Origin of the sequence: Novosphingobium sp. KACC 22771 (genome assembly GCF_028736195.1) — a bacterium.
Taxonomy (GTDB): Bacteria; Pseudomonadota; Alphaproteobacteria; order Sphingomonadales; family Sphingomonadaceae; genus Novosphingobium.
Genome location: NZ_CP117881.1, coordinates 1554945 through 1574697, shown reverse-complemented (window position 1 = coordinate 1574697; position 19753 = coordinate 1554945). Strand labels below are relative to the sequence as shown.

Here is a 19753-nt window from a genome sequence, read left to right as displayed (position 1 = left end):
GATCCTGCCCGATGCCATGAATCCCAAGATGTGATTCTGCCGGGGCCCAGACAAGGTTGCTGCCCATACAGGTCTATGCGGCGGATGGATAGCCGCTGTTTTCGATCAGATTGAACGGAAATTCCTGCGATGGGGAGCGTCACTGCCCCCATCGCAGGCAGAATTTCGCCCTATTTACGTTCAGGCACAATCGCCAGACGGAACGCGCGGTCCTTGACCAGCCAGCGCGCCGCGAGCGCCTGCAGTTCCTCGGGCTTCACATTGACATAGTCGGCCATCAGCCCGCGCACCTGACCATAGCGGCGCGGGTCCTGCGTGGCGCCCTCGATCTGGCTCATGAAAAAGGCAGTGCTCGAAGACGCGCGCGCCACCTGCTGGCGCAAGGGCTCGGTCACCAGCGCCAGTTCGCTGGCCGGGATCTTGCGCGTGGCCAGATCGGCCGCGATGCGGTCCACCGTTTCAAAGAACAGCGGCACCATCTGCGGCGTCACCTGCGCGCTGGCCGTCAACGTGCCGCCGGCGGGCAGGTCGAGGGGCCAGTCGGCCGACACCTGCGGCGCATAGGAAGCGCCGCTCTTTTCACGCATTGCCGCCAGCAGGCGGTTGGCAAACACCTGACTGAGCACTTCAAGATGGCGACTCTCGCTCAAGCCCTCAACCCCGCCGCCCGTTGGCCAGGATACCACGGCAGCGGCCTGATTGGCATCACCATCATGCGTTTCCACAATGGGCTGCGCGCTGGGCTGGGCAAAGGCATAGCCCTTGGTCGTGGCCGGTTGCAAAGGCCCGCGCGGCGCCAGCGCGCCAAAGGTCTTTTGCAGCGCCTCGATCCCCTTGGCGCTGTCGAAATCCCCAAACACCTGCACCTCGATCGGCCCCTGCGCCAGAATCGGCGCCCAGACGTGGCGGAAGCCCTCCGGCGTCACCTTGTCCAATTGCTGCGGCGTGGGCACGGCAAAGCGCCCGTCATTGCCGCGTTGCAGATAGCGCAGGTCGCGCTCCATCACCCCTTGCGGGCTGGCGGCATAAGAGGAAAACTGGATCTTGCCCGCCGCGCGGGCGCGCAGCAACGGCCCCGAATCCCAGCGCGGCATCGCGAATTTGGCGGCAAACAGATAAAGCTGGTCCTCCAGATCCTCCGCGCGCGTCTCGCCGGTAAACTGGAACGAGCCATCGTCGATGCGGAAATCAAAGCCCAGCTTGCGCCCGGTCGAAATGCGGTCCAGTTCCTCCTGACCCAGCGGCCCCTCGCCCGAACTGACCAGCGCCAGCCCGCCCAGCATGGCATAGGCATTGTCGGCGGGCTTGAACGCCTGCCACCCCGCGCCAAAGCGAACCTTGACGATCACGCGGCCCGGATCATCCTTGGTGGGCCAGAACTGGGCCTTCACCCCGTTGGCAAAGGTCAATTCCTGCACGTCGAGCATCCCGGTCGGGCGCATTTCGGGCGGAGCCGAAGGCGCGCCGATGGCGGGCAACTGGGCAAAGCTGATGGGCTTCTCGGCGGCGCGGGCGCGTTCATCGGGCACCGCCTTGGTCAGCAAGGCCTCGCGCAGATCCTGCGCGCTGGCCTCGCTCTTGTCCGGCGTGACATAGAGCGAGCGGATGACCTTGCCGGTAAACAGGCTGCGCGCATGCTGCTGCACCGCCTGCGGGGTAAAGAGCGGCATCGACTGTTTGAAAATGTCCTGCACCACGGCGGGCGAGGCAACCGTTTCATGAATATCGACCGCCTGGACCAGATCGTCGGCCAATTTGCCGCCGGGCAACAGGGCGCGCTGCTGAACCTGCGATTCGAACACGACATTCATCTCGGCCGCCTCGCGGGCGATATCCTCGACGCTGGGCGGGCGGTCGAGCATATCGGCAATGATCCCGCGCACCTCGGCCAGCGCCCCGCGCCAATCGCCGTCCAGCGGCGAAACGGTGACGAATGTGCCATCGACCGAGCGCGATTCATTTTCCTGATCGACACGTGCGGAGAGAAACTTGCCCCCGGCCCGCGCGCGCGCCTCCAACCGGCGGTTGAGGATCGCCAGCGCCAGTTGGTCCAGCATCAGCCCCTGATTATAGACCACCGTATCCTGTTTCTCATGCCACGGGCGCAGCACGGCATAGATCAGCGAGCGCGGCACGGTCGGCTCGATCATCACCTGCGCGGCGCCGACCGGATTGGCCGGATCGGCCCCGGCGGGCGTAACGGGCGCGCCGAAATCGGGGTCGGGCGTGGCCGGCCCGGCCGCTTTCCATTCGCCGAACCATTTGGTCACCAGCGCGGCGGTCAGGCGCGGATCGGCATCGCCCGCCACAATCACTGTCACCCGTTCGGGGCGATACCAGCGCTGGTGAAAGGCGCGCAACGTGTTCTGGCGCGCGCCGTTGATCGTTTCAACGTCGCCCACCGTGACATGCGCGGCCAGCGGCTGTCCCTCGGCCATCAGCTTGCGCATGGCGATCATCAGGCGTTCGGCCGTGCCGCCCCTCTCGCGCTTTTCGGCCAGCACGATCGGCGCCTCGATGCGAATATCGCTGTCCGAAAGGTTCGGCGCAAAGACCATGCCCGAAATCAGCTTCATGCTCTCGTCCAGCGTGGCGGGCGAGGCATCGGGCAGGTCGATCTTATAGGTGGTGGCCGTCGGCGTCGTTTCGGCATTGGTGTCGCTGCCGAAAGTGGCGCCAAGGCGCTGCCATGTGGGAATCGCCGCGCCCTGCGGCAGATAGCGGCTCTGGCGGAACACCAGATGTTCGATCAAATGGGCAAACCCGGCTTCTTTCGGCTGTTCATGCATCGCGCCGACATCGACGCGCACGCGGATCGAGACCTGTCCGGGGGGCACCTGATTGTTGCGCACCGCCCAGCGCACGCCATTGTCCAGCACGCCGAAATACCATTCGCGGTCATGGGGAACATCGCTGCCTTTATACAGCCAGGGCGCATCCTGAGACGGCAAGGGCGGCAGTGGCGAGGCCGTGCGGGCCGAGGACGTCTGGGCGCCGATCAGCGCCAGCGAGATGACAAGCGAAAGCAGGCGGGGGGCGCGGGAGAAATGGCTCATATTCCAAGCTATAGGGAGGCTCATCCTTAAAGGCCAGTGAACAGCGATGACTTTACCTTGCCAAATCCGCAACATTTGACAGACAAATGGCTTTTCCACCCTTGTCGATACGGGTTAACGCTCCTAAATTGACGCGCATGTTTATCGAGACGGAAACCACGCCCAATCCCGCCACGCTCAAATTCCTGCCCGGGCGGCAGGTCATGGTGGCCGGAACCCGCGAATTTATCGATGAGGAACAAGCGGCAGCCTCGCCGCTGGCCGCTGCTCTGTTCAGCCTTGGCGACGTGACGGGCGTGTTCTTCGGCCGCGACTTCATCTCGGTCACCGCCGGACAGGGCGTGGCCTGGAGCGATCTCAAGCCGCAGGTCGTGGCCATGCTGCTCGATCATTTCATTTCCGAGGCGCCGCTGTTTGCCGCCGGTACCGCCGCGAGCATCAGCGTCCCGGCCGAAGAGGACTATCCCGGCGACCGTGAAGAAGATGCCGACATCATCGACCAGATCAAGGACCTGATCGAAACCCGCATCCGCCCCGCTGTTGCCAATGACGGCGGCGATGTCGCCTATCGCGGTTTCCGCGACGGCGTGGTGTTTCTGCAAATGCAGGGCGCCTGCTCGGGCTGCCCCTCGTCCTCGGCCACGCTGAAGAACGGGATCGAGAGCCTGATCAAATATTATGTGCCCGAGGTGAGCGAGGTTCGCGCAGCGTGAACACGTCCAAGTCGGGGCCTGATCCGCGCATCGGGCGCTGGCTGGCGATTGAATGCACGACCGAGGCCTGCTCTGTGGCGCTGTTTCAGGATGGCGCCATGGTGGCGGGCGAATACCGGCAATTGGGGCGCGGCCATGCCGAGGCGCTGGTGCCGATGATCGCAGCCCTGCCCGATCGCGGGCGGGCCGAGGCGATCGCTGTGGGCCGCGGGCCGGGCAGCTTTACCGGATTGCGCATTGGCCTTGCCGCTGCGCGGGCGCTGGGGCTCGCGTGGGGGGCGCCGGTTTATGGCTATCCCACGCTGGCGCTTATTGCGGCCATGGCGCTGGGGCGCGGCACAGGTCCGGTACGCGTGGCCACAACGGGCGGCCATGGCGAATGGTTCACGCAAGGTTTTGACGCCGTGGGGCAGGCTTTGGGCGATCTGCTCTCGCAGCGTCCGGAGGACGCGATGACTCATGGCGAAGCACTGATCGCAGGCAGCCAGGCCGAAGCGCTGCTGAACGGGCGGCGGGCGGCGGGCGGCCCTGATGGGCTGGCGCTGGCGCTCTGGCCCGATGCGCGCGCGGTGGCCGGTTTGCACCCGGACCATTTTTCGCAAGACCTCACCCCGCTTTACGGCCGCGCGCCCGATGCCCGCCTGCCGGGCGGACGCCTGCCCGCCACCTCCGCCGCCTGATTCGCAGGATTTGCCCATACCATGATGCCCAAAGACGACGTTGACCGCATCATGGAGGTCATGGACGCCGCCTTTGACCCATTTTGGGGCGAAGCATGGAACCGGATGCAGATCGAGAGCGCGCTGGCCATCGGCAACACCCATTACTGGCTGATCGCGCCCCACGGTGGCGCGCCCGAGGAGGGCGAGGATGCCGCCGGCTTTGCGCTGGTGCGCCAGATCTTCGACGAGGCGGAACTGCTGCTGTTTGCCGTTTCCCCCCGTTGGCGGCGGCGCGGCCTTGGCGCAAGATTGTTAGCCAAAACATTAGAGGACATGAAAAGATCAGGCGTCCGCAAAGTGATGCTTGAAATGCGGCGCGGCAATGAGGCCGAAATTCTTTATCGCGCATCGGGCTTTGTCCCCGTCGGTCTGCGGCCCAAGTATTACCGCTGTGCCGATGGCGATAGGATTGACGCGGTCACCTTTACCTTTCCCGCAGATGAACAAAACAACTGAGTGTCCCTAAAAAAAACACATCATTCCAATGTATGTTCAAATTTTCTAATTCTGCATCTTGAATAGTTTTTAAAAACGTCGCAATAGAGCCTGATGCAGCTGGGATGGAGCTGCATGAACAAATTAAACAAAAACACACAATCGGGTCACAAGCAAAAGAGAAGGCTGCATCCCATGAGCACGATCGAAGTCGATTCCAAGGAAACCCTCATCACGCTGACGTCGGACATCGTTGCCGCCCATGTCAGCAACAACAGCGTCTCCGTTGAGGAAGTTACCGCCCTCATCACCAATGTTTTCAATGCCCTGTCCGGCCTTGGCCAGGTTTCGGCTCCGGTGGAAACGCCGCCCGAACCGGCTGTTTCGATCCGCGCCTCGGTGAAGCCCGATCACATTGTGTGCCTCGAGGACGGCAAGAAGCTCAAGATGCTCAAGCGCCATCTGGCGACTCACTATAACCTGACCCCGGAACAGTATCGTGCGCGCTGGAACCTGCCCGCCGACTATCCGATGGTTGCCCCCAACTATGCCGAAAAGCGCCGTGAACTGGCCAAGTCGATCGGCCTTGGCCGCAAGCCTAGCGTCAAGCGCGGCCGCAAGCCCAAGGCAGCGGCCTGAGGCCGTAATACGGCGGCTTTGCCACCGTTTATCACCGCATAGCAGGTTGAAGTTTTGCCCTGCCGGCTCCATAGTCGGCAGGGCAAACCTTTTCTAAGACACGGACCCCCAGTGCATCAGCAAATCGACATCGAAACCCTTTGCCAGCAGCGCGGCCTGCGCATCACCGAGCAACGCCGTGTGATCGCCAAAGTGCTGTCGGAGAGCGACGATCACCCCGATGTGGACCAGTTGCACGCGCGCGCGACGGCGGTCGATCCGGGCATTTCGATTGCCACGGTCTATCGTACGGTGCGCTTGTTCGAAGAAGCGGGCATTCTGGACCGCCACGATTTTGGCGATGGCCGCGCCCGGTATGAGGCCGCGCCCGAGGCGCATCATGACCATCTGATCGATGTGGAAACCGGCCATGTGATCGAATTTGTCGATCCCGAACTGGAGGCTTTGCAGCGCCAGATTGCCGAGAGGCTCGGCTATCGTCTGGTGGACCACCGACTGGAACTGTTCGGGGTCAAGCTGGAACGCGAAACCAAGAAATGAAAAGGGCGGGGTTCAAATCCCGCCCTTTCTCTATTCAGGCAAATTCCTCGGTGTCCATTGTCGCCTGCATTGCGGCGGGATAGCGCGGGCCCGAAACGGTGCGCTGGTTGATCAACGCGTCGAGTTCAGCCAGCGTGGCGTCCGATGGCCGCCAATCGGCGCGGGCAATGTTGTCGGCCAAATGCTGGCGGTTGGTCGTGCCGGGGATCACATGCACATGGTCGCCGCGCGAGAGCACCCATGCCAGCGACAATTGCGCGGGCAAGACCCCTTCCCGCTCGGCAATGGCGTTGAACGCATCGACCAGCGCGAGGTTCTTGGGCCAGTTTTCACCGTTGAAGCGTGGATGGGTACGGCGCAGATCCTTTTCCTCCAGCGCGGCCGGTTCGCGCACGCCATTGGCCAGCACCCCGCGCGCCAGCGGGCTGAACGCCACCAGCGCCACGCCCAGATCGCCGCAGGCCTGCAGCACCCCCAGTTCGGGGTTGCGCGTCCAAAGCGAGTATTCGGTCTGAACGGCGGTGACGGGGCATGCCGCATGGGCCTTGCGCAGCGTGTCCGCGCTCATTTCCGAGAGGCCATAGCCGCTGATCTTGCCCTCGCGGATCAGCTCGCCCATCGCGCCCGCGCTTTCCTCGATCGGCACGGTGAAGTCGCGGCGGTGCATGTAATAGAGGTCGATATGGTCGGTCTGGAGCGCCTTGAGGCTCTTTTCGACTTCGGCCTTGATCGTCTCGGGCTTGCAATCGACATAGCGGCGCTGGCCATCGGCGATCAGGCCCATCTTGCTGGCCAGAAAGAACTCGCTGCGACGGCCTTTCAGCGCCTCACCGATCAGCTCCTCGTTCTTGCCGCCGCCGTAAAGCCGCGCCGTGTCGAGATGGCCATAGCCCAGGTCGAGCGCCAGATTCAGCAGCTTGGCGGACTCTTCGGGCGGCGGCGGCGCGGCATAGGCCCAGCTGACATTCATGCAGCCAAGGCCGATGGGGTTCACATCCTTGCCACCAAGTTTGCGGGTGATGGGCATTGAAGAGGTCCTTATTCAATGGCGGGTTTTATGCCTCCGGCGGGCAAAGGGATTCGTCCCTTTGCAATCCCATTACCGGGTTTGTCGAAGGGACGGCATTGGAAATGTCATGATATGATAAAAGCCTGCGGCGCGGCGAGGTTACACTCGATAGCGCCGCAGGCTTTTACATTTCAACGCCGCGTCCGACACGTAAGGCCGAACCATAAACGCAACGAAGACGGTAACGGGAGCGCGAGGAACCACTCCCCCGCCCTCCTTTTACTTCTTCATCGCATTCAACTGCACTTCCAATTCGCCCAGTACGCGATAGCAATCGAGCACCTTGCCAACCGAAGAATTGGGCTCGCGCCCTTCGCGGATGGCGGCGATGAATTCGCGGTCCTGCAATTCGATGCCGTTCATCGACACGTCCACCTTCGACACGTCGATGGCGTTTTCGCGGCCATCGACCAGATCGTCATAGCGCGCGATATAGGTGGCGGTATCGCCGATATAGCGGAAGAAGGTGCCCAGCGGCCCGTCATTGTTGAAGGACAGCGAGAGGGTGCAGATCGCGCCCGACTCGGCCTTGAGCTGAATCGACATATCCATCGCGATGCCCAGCGTGGGGTGATAGGGCCCCTCGATGGCATTGGCGGCCACGATCTTGCCCGCCTGATAGGCAAAGAGGTCAACCGTATGCGCGGCGTGATGCCAGAGCAGGTGGTCGGTCCACGAACGCGGCTCGCCCTTGGCGTTCATGTTGCTGCGGCGGAAGAAGTAGGTCTGCACATCCATCTGCTGGATGTTGAACTCGCCCGCCGTGATCTTGTTGTGCACATACTGGTGGCTGGGGTTAAACCGGCGCGTGTGCCCCACCATGCAGGTCTTGCCGGTTTCCTGCGAAACCTTGAGCACTTCCTGCGCATCGGCCCAACTGTCGGCCAGCGGGATTTCGACCTGAACATGCTTGCCCGCCTTCATCGCGGCAATGGCCTGCGAGGCGTGCATCTGGGTGGGCGTGCAAAGGATCACCGCATCCACGTCATCACGGGCCAGCGCGTCGTCCAGTTCGGTCGAGCTGTGCTTGGCGCCATATTTGGCGGCGACTGCGGCGGCCTGTTCGCCGGTGCGGCTGATGATCGAGGTGATTTCGACGCCATCGATGTTCTTCAGGCCATCGAGGTGCTTTTCGCCAAAGGCGCCGGCGCCGGCAAGGGCAATACGCATGAGAGGATACTCCGTGGTAGGAATGGCCGGAGCGCCGGACAGGCGCCCCGGCATCAGGAATTAATCGGCAGGTTCCAGCACGATATGGCCGATGGCCGTATTGCTGCACGGAATATGGTAATGACGGTGAAGCGTTTTCACCTTCTTGCCCAGCGCGCCGCGCATGATCAGCCACATCACCATTTCGATGCCTTCGCTGCCGGTTTCGCGCAGATACTCGATATGCGGGATATGGCGCACATCGTCATTGTCGCTTTCCAGCAGGTCGAGGAAACGGTTGTCCCATTCGCGGTTGAGCAGGCCCGCGCGCGGGCCCTGAAGCTGGTGGCTCATGCCCCCCGTGCCCCAGATCTGGACGTTGAGGTCCTCGGGGAAGCTTTCCACCGCCTTCTTGATCGCCTCGCCCAGCGCCCAGCAGCGGTTGCCCGAGGGGACCGGATAGGTGACCACATTGACCGCCAGCGGGATGACCTTGACCGGCCACTTGGCGGGCTTGTCAAACATCATGCTGAGCGGAACGGTCAGGCCATGGTCGACGTCCATCTTGTTGATGATCGTCATGTCGAAATCATCAAGGATCAGCGACTGGGCAATGTGCCAGGCCAGATCGGGATGGCCTTCGACATCGGGCACCGGGCGCGGGCCCCAGCCCTCGTCGCAGATGCCGTAGCGCTCGGCGCAACCGATGGCGAAGGTCGGCACGATGTTCATGTCGAAATAGCTGGCATGGTCATTGTAAACCAGCACGATCACATCGGGCTTCTGTTCCTTTTCCCATTCGCGGGTCCAGTCATAGCCTGAAAAGATCGGACCGAAGTAATCGTCGCGATCCTTGCCCTGATCCACGGCCACGCCCAGCAAGGGCACATGGCTGGAGCCGACACCGGCGGTAATCTTGGCCATTTTCTTGCCCCTTCAGTTCTTGGATGCGGCAGCGGCCGCCTGATTTTCGCGGATCGAGCGGTTGCCTTCGGGCGAACGGCCGCCATCCAGCATCATCTGGCGATATTCGGGCCAGGTCATGTCGGTCATCGTGCTGACCGCCTCGGCAAAGGGCAGACCATCGGCCGAAAACAGCTTGGAGAGGAAATAGACATTGCCCCCCATATCCAGCAGCGCGTTGTAATCACGGCGCAGCAGGGCCTGCTTGCCTTCCTCGGAAATATCCCATTCGTCCAGATAGGCGCGCTCGTCCTTCTTGAAGCGCTCGCGGTTTTCCGGCTTCATCATGCTCATGGCAAACTGGTTGATCCAATAGCCGCGGCGCGCACGCTGCGCCGTATAGACGCGGGTGCCGGGAATATCCTCAAATTCGGCCAGATATTCGTGAATGTTCTGTGTGGAGTTCTCAGCCATCGTCATTCTCCCAAACCCGTTCCCGCCCGGTTGCTGCCGGGCGGGCGGATCGTTGATTAAAGGCCGCGCGCCTTCAGCTTGGCGTCCAGACGCGGGAACACACGGCGGGCATTGCCCTCAAAGATCGCGTGACGCTCGGCGTCCGAAATCTCCAGAGCATCAACATACCGCTTGGTGTCGTCGAAATAGAAACCGGTGGTGGGGTCGATCCCGCGCACCGCGCCCACCATTTCCGACCCGAACAGGATGTTCTTGTTGTCGATCACATCGGCCAGCAGGTTGATGCCGGGCTGGTGATAGACGCAGGTGTCGAAAAAGATGTTGTTCATCAGATGGGTGTCGAGCGACGGCTTTTTCAGCATATCGGCAAGACCGCGATAACGGCCCCAGTGATAGGGGACCGCGCCGCCGCCATGCGGGATGATGAAGCGCAGCGTGGGGAAGCGGCTGAACAGATCGCCTTCGAGCAATTGCATGAAGGCAATCGTATCGGCCGCGATGTAATAGCCGCCCGTGGCATGCATCGCCGGGTTGCACGAACCCGAAACGTGGATCATCGCCGGAACGTCGAGTTCGACCATCTTCTCATAGAAGGGGAACCAGTAGGGATCGGTCAGCGGCGGATGCTTGAAATGACCGCCGCCCGGATCGGGGTTCAGGTTGCACCCGATAAAGCCCATCTCGTTGACGCAGCGTTCCAGCTCGGCAATCGAATTGGTCAGGTCGGCCTCAGGCGACTGGGGCAACATGCAGACCGGTTCGAACACGCCGGGGAACAGATCGACCACGCGCCCGATCAGATCGTTGCAGGCGCGCGCCCAAGGCACGGCCACGCTCTGATCGCCGACATGGGGGGCCATCGCGCTGGCGCGGGGGCTGAAAATGGTCAGGTCCGCGCCGCGTTCCTTGATCAGGCGAAGCTGGTTGGCTTCGATCGTCTCGCGGATTTCATCGTCGCTGATCTTCGGATAGGCCGGAGCAGCAACGCCAGCCTTGAAGGCGGCTTTCTGTTCCTCACGCCACGCGTCATGCCCCTTGGGCAGAACGGTATAGTGGCCATGACAGTCAATAATCAGGCTCACGGGGGTTTACTCCTTTCCCTCGATCAATCTTTCTTGACGGCCCGCCATCTCGCGCTGGCGCAAAACGGTGCCGTTGGTCATCATCGGCTCGATGCCAAGCCCGGTCAGGGTCTTGGCCGATTCCTCCATCTCGGCGGCGCGGCGCACGCCATGCGTCACCATCCGCTCGATATTATAGGCCGCGCGCCTGGCCCAGGGCCAAGCCTTCTCGCTGGCATCCAGGCTGGAGAGCACCTCATCGACCACGCCCGCCTCTTGCGCTGCCAGCATCATTTCGGCGGTCAGCGCCTCGATGCCCTTGACCATGACGGAGCGGATCATCTTGATGGCCGAGGCCCGGCCCACTTCATCGCCCACGATGCGGATATTGGCGAAACCGGCCTCGCGCAGCATGGTTTCCGCCCGCCCCGCCTCACGCCCGGCCAGCAGCAGCGGCACGTTCAGCCGCGCCGGATCGACCGGGGCCAGCACCGCGACATCGACATAGCACCCGCCCGCCGCCTCAATCGCGGCGGCGGCCTCACGCTTGGTGCCGGGGGCCACCGAATTGCAATCAGCCCAGATTGCGCCCTTGGGCAGAAATGCGGCGTATTCCTGCGCAGCGGGCAAGGCGCTGTCGGCCGTCACCAGCGACAGCACCATCTCGCGCCCGGCCAGCGCCTCCTGCGCATCGTCGGCCACCATCAACCCGTCCTGCGCGGCCAGCGCCAGCCTTTCGGGGCGCAGATCCCACACACCGGCGCGGGCATTGCCCCCCGCTCCATCAGCCGCCTCACCCCAACCGCCCGCGCGGGCAAAGGTGGAGCCTGCCTCGCCATAGCCGATCAGGGATATAGTATGTGACACGTAGGAATCTCCTTATTGCAACAGCCATGCCGCCAAGCCTCGCGCGCGCACCAATCGAAAGGCATCCGCCACCATAAGTTTTTGCAAACCCCATCAGCCTTGAGCCGCCCCGCATTCACGCAGCATGGCCACGAAGGCCTGCTGCGTCGCGGTGGGCCGCCACCCGGCCCGCGTGGTGATCCCGATGCTGCGCGAAAAGCCCGAGGCCAATTCGCGGGCGACCAACACACCCGCGTCCAGTTCAACCGAAACCTGCGACCGGCTCAGCAAAGTCAGGCTGTCGCTATCCAGCAGCAATTGCCGGATCGTCATCACCGACCCGCATTCGATGGCCACCCTCGGGGGCTCGGCACCCAGCGCGCGCAGCATAGCCTGCCAATGGCGGCGCAGCGGGGTCTCGGAACCGGGCAAAATCCAAGGATAATCCGCCAGCTCGGCGCCGGGCGCGGCCACATCTTCCAGCGGATGCCCCTTTCGCATCACCAGCACGGGCGTATCGGCAAACACCGCCTCGCCCGCCAAGCCTTCGGCCTCTGCCCCTTCGCGCAGCGCGCCCAGCATCAGGTCGATCTCACCATCGCGCAGCGGGCCCGACAATTCGCCATGACTGCCCTCGACCACCATCATGCCCACGCCCGGATATTCACGGGCAAAACGGCTGATCGCCTCGGGCAACCAGCGCGCGCGCGACAAAGGCATGGCCCCCACAATGATGCGCCCCGCCGCCTTACCCTGCCATGTGGCCACCTCGGCCAGACCGGCGCGCAATTCGGCCATAGCCAGGCCAAATCCGCGCGCGCGCCTCTGGCCCGTGGGGGTCAGGGCAACATGCTGCCCCCGACGATCCACCAGCCTTTGGCCCAGCGCGACCTGCAGATCGGCCACCGCGCGATGCAGGCTGGCCGAGGATAGGCCGGTGGCCTCGGCTGCCCCGGCATAGCTGCCCGCACGGGCCAGCGCGAGCAGGGCGCGAAGCTGGGTTCCCGTCACGCGCGGACTGCCGATATGCTCGATCGCGGCCTCGGCGCGCGGCGCCATCAACAGGGCCGGTTCGGTGGCCGTCATGCCCTGCGCGCTGCGTTCAAACAGGGTCACGCCAAGACTTGCCTCCAACCCCGCGATGGCCTGCGTCAGGGCGGGCTGGGTCAGGTTTACCGCCCGCGCGGCGCGGGTCAGGCTGCCATGGCGCACGGTCGCGGCAAGGGCCGCGAAATGGCGGATATTGAGGGGGCGATCCCCGATTCCATTTTCAATCATGCCCGCACATTTAGCAGAAACTTATAGCCGCCGACAACTTCGCATTGGAGCGTGACGGCGCCCCGGCGCATGTCGCATGCCAGCCAATTATCGACCACCCAGAGAGGATCTTCATGTCTTCCATCGTCGTCCAGAACATCGAGCGCGCACCCCTTGATGTCATCGACAGCCTCGCCGCATGCGGCGTTGCCACCGTTCACGAAGCGCAGGGCCGCAAGGGCCTGCTGGCCAGCTACATGCGCCCGATCTATCCGCGCGCGCGCATCGCGGGCAGCGCCGTGACAATCAGCGCCGCGCCCGGCGACAACTGGATGGTCCACGTCGCCATCGAACAGTTGAAAGAAGGCGACATCCTCGTCCTTGCCCCCACCTCCCCTTGCGAGGACGGCTATTTCGGCGACTTGCTGGCCACCAGCGCACAGGCGCGTGGATGCCGCGGCCTCGTCATTGACGCGGGCGTGCGCGACGTGCGCGACCTGACCGACATGAACTTCCCCGTCTGGTCCAAGGCCGTCTATGCCCAAGGCACTGTCAAGAACACGCTGGGCAGCGTCAACGTCCCCATCATCTGCGCCAACCAACTGGTCAACGCGGGCGATGTGATCGTGGCCGATGACGATGGCGTCTGCGTGGTCCGCCGCGAGGAAGCCGCCGAAGTGCTGAAAGCGGCGCAGGCCCGCGAGGCCAACGAAGCCGCCAAGCGCGAAAAGCTGGCCGCAGGCGTGCTGGGGCTGGACATCTACAACATGCGCGAGCGGTTGGAGAAGGAAGGGTTGAAGTACGTTTGAAGGTGAAGGGTGCCTCCGGCGGGCCAAGGGACTCGTCCCTTGGCAATCCCGTTAATGGGGGTGCGTTTCGGTGGCCGAGGCAGTGCTTGGGGGCGGAACATGATGAAAGCCTGCGGCGCGGTGAGGTCATTGCCCTCCGCGCCGCAGGCTTTGAAACTCCAAGGCAGCGTCCGACACTCAACGCCGAACCCGTGGCGCGCAACAAAGACAGTAACGGGAGCGCGAGGGTCTAGACCCTCGCATTTCCTCCTTATCTATTTAGGGACAAACACCCATGCCCACCAACCTCTCCTCCCCCTGCATGTGGATGCGCGGCGGCACCAGCAAGGGCGGCTATTTCCTGAAATCGGACCTGCCCGCCGACACCGCCACGCGCGATGCATTTCTGCTGGGCGTGATGGGTTCGCCCGATCCGGTGCAGATCGACGGCATGGGCGGCGCTGATCCGCTGACCAGCAAGGTTGCGGTCGTCAGCAAGTCCGAGCGCCCCGGCATTGATGTGGACTATCTGTTTTTGCAGGTTTTCGTCGATCAGGCGATTGTGACCGACGCGCAGAATTGCGGCAATATTCTGGCCGGTGTCGGCCCCTTTGCGATTGAACGCGGGCTAATCCAAGCAACGGGCGAAGAAACCCGCGTGGCGATCTTCATGGAAAACACCGGGCAGGTGGCCGTCGCCACGGTCCAGACGCCGGGCGGCGCGGTGTCCTATCAGGGCGAGGCCAAGATCGACGGCGTTCCCGGCAGCCATGCTCCCGTCCCGCTGGAATTCCGCGACACCGCCGGTTCCTCCTGCGGCGCGCTGCTGCCCACGGGCAATGCAGTGGACGAGGTCAATGGCGTGCGCGTGACGCTGATCGACAATGGTATGCCCTGTGTGGTGTTCAAGGCCAAGGATGTGGGCATCACCGGCTATGAGGACCGCGACTGGCTGGACGCCAACACCGAGCTGAAAGCGAAGATCGAAGCGATCCGTCTGGCTGTGGGCGAGCGAATGAATCTTGGCGATGTGAAGGAAAAATCCGTCCCCAAGATGATGCTGGTGGCCCCGCCCAGGAACGGCGGCGCGGTCACGGTGCGCTCGTTCATCCCCCATCGCGCCCATGCGACGATCGGCGTGTTGGGCGCGGTGTCGGTGGCCACGGCCTGCCTGCTCAAGGGCTCGCCCGCCGCCGAGGTGGCGCAAATCCCCGAAGGTGCGCGCAAGACCCTGTCGGTCGAGCATCCCACCGGCGAGATGACCTGCGTGCTGGAAACCGATGAAGCGGGCGATGTGAAGACCGCTGCCCTGTTGCGCACCGCGCGCAAGCTGATGGACGGCACCGTTTTCGGATAATCAGGAGAGATCAATGTCTGAACGTATCACCAGCTGGCACGGCAATCCGTCGAAGCCCGCCTATACCCCGCCACCGGGCGCGATTGACGCGCATTGCCATGTGTTTGGCCCGATGGCGCAATTTCCTTTCAGCCCCAAAGCGAAATACCTTCCCGAAGACGCTGGCCCGGACAAGCTCTTCGCGCTGCGCGACCATCTGGGCTTTTCGCGCAATGTGATCGTTCAGGCCTCGTGCCACGGCACCAACAACGCCGCCACTTTGAACGGCATCGCCGTATCGGGCGGCAAGGCGCGCGGCGTAGCCGTGGTCGATCCGGCGATCAGCGATGAGGACATCGCCGCCCTGCACGAAGGCGGGATGCGCGGCATCCGCTTCAACTTTCTCAAGCGCCTCGTCGATGATGCGCCCAAGGACAAGTTCCTTGAAGTGGCGCACCGCCTGCCCAAGGACTGGCATATCGTCATCTATTTCGAGGCCGATATCCTTGAGGAAATGCGCCCCTTCATCGCCGCCCTGCCCCGCCTGGTGGTGGTCGATCACATGGGCCGCCCCGATGTGACGCAAGGGCCCAATGGCGCCGATATGAAAGCGTTCCGCAGCCTGCTCGACAGCCGGGACGACATCTGGTTCAAGCCCACCTGCCCTGATCGCCTCGATCTGGCCGCAGGCGATCCTTGGGACAATTTCGCCCGCGCTGTCGCCCCGCTGGTGGCCGATTATTCGGACCGCTGCATATGGGGCACGGATTGGCCGCATCCCAATATGGAAAAGGCAATTCCCGATGATGGCCATATCGTCGACATGATCCCGCGCATCGCCCCCACGGCCGAGCTTCAGCAAAAGCTGCTCGTGACCAATCCGATGCGCCTTTACTGGCCCGAAGAACTCTGATGCATCAGGGGGAAGGCGGCGCCAATGCCCCCTTCCCCTTCTTTGCCGCATGGGGCAAAGGACTGCCATGCCGCATTCGCTACCCGATCTTGAAGCATGGGCCATTTTTGCCAAAGTGGCCGAATGCGGCAGTTTCAGCCGCGCAGGCGATCAATTGGGTCTGGCCAAGACCACCGTGTCCAAGGCCATCACCAGGCTGGAACACCGCATGCGGGCCAGCCTGTTTCACCGAACAACGCGCAAATTGTCGCTGACCGAAACCGGGCGGCTCGCGCTGGAACGCGCGGCGCGCATTCTGATCGACGGCGCGGCCATCGAGGCCGATATTCTGGACGAAGCCGCCATCCCGCGCGGTCTTGTCCGCATCGCCTCGATCAGCGCTTTGGGCGTTGAGGTGATTGCGCCGGTCCTGCCGGAATTCCTCAAGGCCAATCCGGAGATTGAGGTCGATCTGGTGCTGACCGAAAACCGGGTCGATCTGGTGGCCGAAGGGTTCGATGCGGCCATTCAGGTGGGGATCGACGGGGATTCGGCCAGCCTGCGTGCGATGCGCCTGTCCTCGCTGCGCCGCCCGCTGGTGGGGGCGCCTGAATTGCTTGAACGGTTGGGCATGCCGCAAACGCCGCAGGATCTGGCCCGTTATCCCGCCGTTTTGCCCAGCCACATTGCCAACAGCCACGAATGGCAATTCGCGCGCGGTGATGAGGACCTTGTGACCGTCCGTGTCAGCGGCCGCTATCGCGCCAATCACGCCGATGCGTTGGTGCCTGCGCTGGTGGCGGGCGTGGGGATCGGGCTGATGGCGGAATATTTCGTTTGGGATCATCTTCGTGCCGGGCGACTGATCGAGTTGCTGCCCGAATGGAGCACGCCGCCCGGCCCGCTATATCTGATCACGCCGCCGGGTCGCGCCCGCCCGGCGCGGGTGCGCGCCCTGCTCGATTTTCTGCGCCCGCATATTACCCTGCCCAAGTGGGTCCATGGATACAAAGATTGATCCGCAATTATATTCGATTGAGAAACACTATTATGCCGCAGGGGCGGATAATCCTTGACGCTGCGCTGCACTATAACACAATTGTCAGTATCAGGACGGACCGCCCATGGCCCGCCCCTGCAAAACTTTCTGTCGGCCCCCGGAAATCCGTCAGGAAGAGGAACGAAAGCTACCCATGACTCAATCCCTTACAAGGCCGCGGACATCGCGAAAGATGGCCATGGCTTTGACTATCTCCATGCTGGCCGGGCCGCTGCTGGCCGGTTGCGCCGCCCTGCCCCATGACAAGCCGCAGTTCAAACCGCGCGAGGCCGCCGATCTGGGGCTGACCAATTCCGCGCCGGTGCCGGTGGCCGCCGACTGGTGGCTGGCGCTGGGCGATCCCCAGTTGAACCGGATCATGGCCGACGCGCTGGCGGGCAATCCCTCGCTCGACGAGGCCGCCGCGCGACTGCGCATGGCAAGCGGTCTGATCGCCAACGCGCGTTCGGGCCTGTTGCCGCAGGTTTCGGCCGATGTCACCGCCATCGATCAGCGCCTGTCGAACCGCTACATCTATCCCGCGCCGCTGGGCGGATCGTGGACGTGGATCTCCAATGCGCAGGCCAATCTGGACTGGTCGCTCGATCTGGCCGGGCGGCAAAAGGAATTGGTGCTGGCCGCCAAGGTCTATGCCCATGCCAACGAGTTGCAGTTGGCCGCCGCGCGCGTGGCGCTGGCGGGCAATGTTGCCCAGGCCTATGTCAATTTCGCCCGTGCCGAGGCGCAGGCCCGGATCGCGCGCGAATTTGTCGCCTCGCGCTCGGCCTCGCTGCGGATTGTGACGGCGCGGCGCGATGCGGGATTGGGCAATGAGTTTGACATTGCCAGCGCGCGCACCCTGCAGTCCGAGGCCGAACAGGCCCTGACCCGCGCGCTGGGCGCAAGGGCGCTGGCGGTGCATGCGCTGGCCGCGCTGGTGGGGCGCGGGGCGGATTATGGCGATGGGTTGACCGCGCCGACGCTGGCGCTCGACAAGGCTTTGCCGGTGCCCGAAATCCTGCCCGCCGACCTGCTGGCCCGCCGCGCCGATCTGCTGGCGGCGCGTGAGCAAGTCAAGCTGGCTATGGCGGGCGAAAAGATCGCCAAAACCGAGTTCTATCCCAACGTCAATCTGCGCGCTTTTGTGGGCGCTCAGGCGCTGGGCATCGGCTCGCTGTTTACGGGCAGCGCGCTGACCGGCGGGTTTGGTCCCGCCATTCATCTGCCGATCTTTTCGGGCGGCGCGATCCGCGCCCAGTATCGTCAGGCCGTGGCGGGCGCCGACATTGCCATAGCCCAGTACAACAAGGCGGTGGTCGGCGCGGTGCGCGAGGCGGCCGATGCGTTATCGGGCGTGGAGACCAACCGGGCCGATGCGCGCCAGCAGGCCGAGATCCTCACTGGTCTGGAAAAGACCGTCTCGCTTGACAGGGTGCGGCTGCAATCGGGCCTCTCGACCAATCTGGACGTGCTGAGTGCGGGCGAACGCCTGCTTTCCGCGCGTCAGGCGCAGGTCGATCTGGCCGCCGATGGGGCCGTCAAACGTGTTCAATTGCTGATCGCGCTGGGGGGTGGCTTTGCCCCGATCGCCGATCAGCCCGCCGCCGCCCCGGCCGGAAAGTAATTCGCCATGAACCAGCAAACCCATTCTTTCGACAAGGACAATACCGCCGCCATGGCCGACAGCAACAGCACAACGTCCAAGAGCGCCGCCCGCCGCAAGGGTCTTTTGATGCTGGGCGTGGCGGCTTTGATCGGCGTGGCCGGTTACGGCGCCTATGTGATGATGAGCGCGGCCAGCGAGGAAACCGACGACGCCTATGTCGCGGGCAACATTACCCAGATCACCGCGCGCGACCCCGGCACCGTGATTGCGGTTCATGCCGAAAGCACGCAGGCGGTCAAGGCGGGCCAGCCGCTGGTCGATCTGGACCCGGCGTTGGCAGACGCGCAACTGGCCGCCGCCGAGGCCGAACTGGCCCGCGCGGCGCGCACCGTGCGCTCCGGCTTTACCAAGGTGGGCACGGCCGATGCCGAAATCGCGCAGGCCGAGGTGCGCCTTGCCGCTGCCAAGAGCGATCTGACGCGCCGCGAAAAGGCGGTGAGTTCGGGCGCCATTTCCGCCGAAGAAGTCGCCCACGCAGGCGAGGCCGTGCGCATGGCGCAGGCCAACCTCGATCTTGCCCGCAGCCACCGCGCCGATGCGGAGAGCAGCGTGGGCGGGGTTGATGTGGCGGGCAATCCGGCGGTTCTGGCCGCGATTGCGGCGGTCAAGCGCGCGGCCATCGCGCGTTCGCATATGCACCTGGTCTCGCCCGTTGACGGCATCGTGGCCCAGCGCGCCGCGCAAATGGGCCAGCAGGTTGCGCCCGGCACGCCGCTGATGTCGGTCGTGCCGCTGCGCAAGGTCTGGGTGGACGCCAATTTCCGCGAGACGCAATTGGCCGATCTGCGCATCGGGCAAAGCGCCACGCTGCATTCCGACGCCTATGGCAAGAAGGTGGTGTTCCACGGCAAGGTTATCGGCCTATCGGCCGGATCGGGCGCGGCCTTCGCGCTGCTGCCCGCGCAAAATGCCAGCGGCAACTGGATCAAGGTGGTCCAGCGTGTGCCGGTCCGCATCGCGCTCGACCCCAAGGAACTGGACGCCCATCCGCTGCGCCTTGGCCTGTCGGTGACGGTCAGCGTGGACACGAGCCAGGGCACCGGCCAGCCCGTGACCGCAATCCCCGCCGCCGCGCAGGCCAGTGAACCCGTCGATACCGTCAGCCCCGAGATCGAGGCGCGCATCCGCCGGATCATCGCGGCCAACGCCGGGCGATAAAGGCACAGGT

Annotated in this window: 19 protein-coding genes; 11 read left to right on the top strand and 8 right to left on the bottom strand. The window is 63.8% G+C overall.

Annotated features, from left to right (window positions below; translation table 11 throughout):
• Positions 1-170 precede the first annotated feature (170 nt).
• On the bottom strand, positions 171-3056 hold the full coding sequence (locus PQ467_RS07225) for a M16 family metallopeptidase (protein WP_274175826.1): 2886 nt from the start codon (positions 3054-3056) through the stop codon (positions 171-173).
• A 137-nt stretch (positions 3057-3193) separates the two neighbouring features.
• On the opposite strand from PQ467_RS07225, the gene PQ467_RS07220 reads away from it, so the two are divergent.
• The 5 genes from PQ467_RS07220 to PQ467_RS07200 all read left to right on the top strand — a co-directional run bounded on the left by PQ467_RS07220 (position 3194) and on the right by PQ467_RS07200 (position 6105).
• Positions 3194-3769, top strand: coding sequence for a NifU family protein (locus tag PQ467_RS07220; protein WP_274175825.1), 576 nt, complete (start codon positions 3194-3196; stop codon positions 3767-3769).
• Entirely contained in the window at positions 3766-4449 is a 684-nt protein-coding gene (gene tsaB / locus PQ467_RS07215; RefSeq protein ID WP_274175824.1) for a tRNA (adenosine(37)-N6)-threonylcarbamoyltransferase complex dimerization subunit type 1 TsaB, read from the top strand. Before PQ467_RS07220 ends, tsaB begins: the two co-directional genes overlap by 4 nt.
• Before the next feature lie 21 nt (positions 4450-4470).
• Complete coding sequence (locus PQ467_RS07210) at positions 4471-4947, top strand: GNAT family N-acetyltransferase (RefSeq protein ID WP_274175823.1); 477 nt, start codon at positions 4471-4473, stop codon at positions 4945-4947.
• 174 nt (positions 4948-5121) lie between these two features.
• Positions 5122-5565 (top strand): MucR family transcriptional regulator, encoded by a 444-nt coding sequence (locus tag PQ467_RS07205; RefSeq protein WP_274175822.1) that lies wholly within the window; start codon positions 5122-5124, stop codon positions 5563-5565.
• Positions 5566-5676: 111 nt separating this feature from the next.
• Entirely contained in the window at positions 5677-6105 is a 429-nt protein-coding gene (locus tag PQ467_RS07200) for a Fur family transcriptional regulator (RefSeq protein WP_168603708.1), read from the top strand.
• A gap of 34 nt (positions 6106-6139) precedes the next feature.
• On the opposite strand, the gene PQ467_RS07195 is transcribed toward PQ467_RS07200, so the two are convergent.
• From PQ467_RS07195 to PQ467_RS07165, 7 genes are all read right to left on the bottom strand, one after another.
• On the bottom strand, positions 6140-7132 hold the full coding sequence (locus tag PQ467_RS07195; RefSeq protein WP_274175821.1) for an aldo/keto reductase: 993 nt from the start codon (positions 7130-7132) through the stop codon (positions 6140-6142).
• Positions 7133-7393: 261 nt separating this feature from the next.
• Positions 7394-8344: a Gfo/Idh/MocA family oxidoreductase gene (locus PQ467_RS07190; protein ID WP_274175820.1), complete on the bottom strand. Its 951-nt coding sequence runs from the start codon at positions 8342-8344 to the stop codon at positions 7394-7396.
• A gap of 60 nt (positions 8345-8404) precedes the next feature.
• Positions 8405-9247 carry a class III extradiol dioxygenase subunit beta gene (locus PQ467_RS07185; RefSeq protein WP_274175819.1) on the bottom strand — a complete coding sequence of 281 codons (843 nt, stop codon included), beginning with the start codon at positions 9245-9247 and terminating at the stop codon, positions 8405-8407.
• Between the two features lie 12 nt (positions 9248-9259).
• Positions 9260-9700 (bottom strand): protocatechuate 4,5-dioxygenase subunit alpha, encoded by a 441-nt coding sequence (gene ligA / locus PQ467_RS07180; protein ID WP_443192984.1) that lies wholly within the window; start codon positions 9698-9700, stop codon positions 9260-9262.
• A gap of 56 nt (positions 9701-9756) precedes the next feature.
• Positions 9757-10782, bottom strand: coding sequence for an amidohydrolase family protein (locus PQ467_RS07175; RefSeq protein WP_274175817.1), 1026 nt, complete (start codon positions 10780-10782; stop codon positions 9757-9759).
• Between the two features lie 6 nt (positions 10783-10788).
• On the bottom strand, positions 10789-11628 hold the full coding sequence (locus PQ467_RS07170) for an NAD(P)-dependent oxidoreductase (protein WP_274175816.1): 840 nt from the start codon (positions 11626-11628) through the stop codon (positions 10789-10791).
• 93 nt (positions 11629-11721) lie between these two features.
• Positions 11722-12885 (bottom strand): LysR family transcriptional regulator, encoded by a 1164-nt coding sequence (locus PQ467_RS07165; protein WP_274175815.1) that lies wholly within the window; start codon positions 12883-12885, stop codon positions 11722-11724.
• A 113-nt stretch (positions 12886-12998) separates the two neighbouring features.
• Between PQ467_RS07165 and ligK the strand changes: the two genes are divergently transcribed.
• The 6 genes from ligK to PQ467_RS07135 all read left to right on the top strand — a co-directional run bounded on the left by ligK (position 12999) and on the right by PQ467_RS07135 (position 19743).
• Positions 12999-13673 carry a 4-carboxy-4-hydroxy-2-oxoadipate aldolase/oxaloacetate decarboxylase gene (gene ligK / locus PQ467_RS07160; protein WP_274175814.1) on the top strand — a complete coding sequence of 225 codons (675 nt, stop codon included), beginning with the start codon at positions 12999-13001 and terminating at the stop codon, positions 13671-13673.
• Positions 13674-13947: 274 nt separating this feature from the next.
• Positions 13948-15009, top strand: a complete 1062-nt coding sequence (locus tag PQ467_RS07155) for a 4-oxalomesaconate tautomerase (protein WP_274175813.1) — start codon at positions 13948-13950, stop codon at positions 15007-15009.
• Between the two features lie 13 nt (positions 15010-15022).
• Complete coding sequence (locus tag PQ467_RS07150; RefSeq protein WP_274175812.1) at positions 15023-15901, top strand: amidohydrolase family protein; 879 nt, start codon at positions 15023-15025, stop codon at positions 15899-15901.
• 67 nt (positions 15902-15968) lie between these two features.
• A complete protein-coding gene (locus tag PQ467_RS07145) occupies positions 15969-16898 on the top strand; it encodes a LysR family transcriptional regulator (RefSeq protein ID WP_274175811.1) in 930 nt (309 codons plus the stop codon).
• A gap of 220 nt (positions 16899-17118) precedes the next feature.
• Positions 17119-18543: an efflux transporter outer membrane subunit gene (locus PQ467_RS07140; protein ID WP_274175810.1), complete on the top strand. Its 1425-nt coding sequence runs from the start codon at positions 17119-17121 to the stop codon at positions 18541-18543.
• A gap of 6 nt (positions 18544-18549) precedes the next feature.
• Positions 18550-19743 carry an efflux RND transporter periplasmic adaptor subunit gene (locus PQ467_RS07135; RefSeq protein WP_274175809.1) on the top strand — a complete coding sequence of 398 codons (1194 nt, stop codon included), beginning with the start codon at positions 18550-18552 and terminating at the stop codon, positions 19741-19743.
• Positions 19744-19753 lie beyond the last annotated feature (10 nt).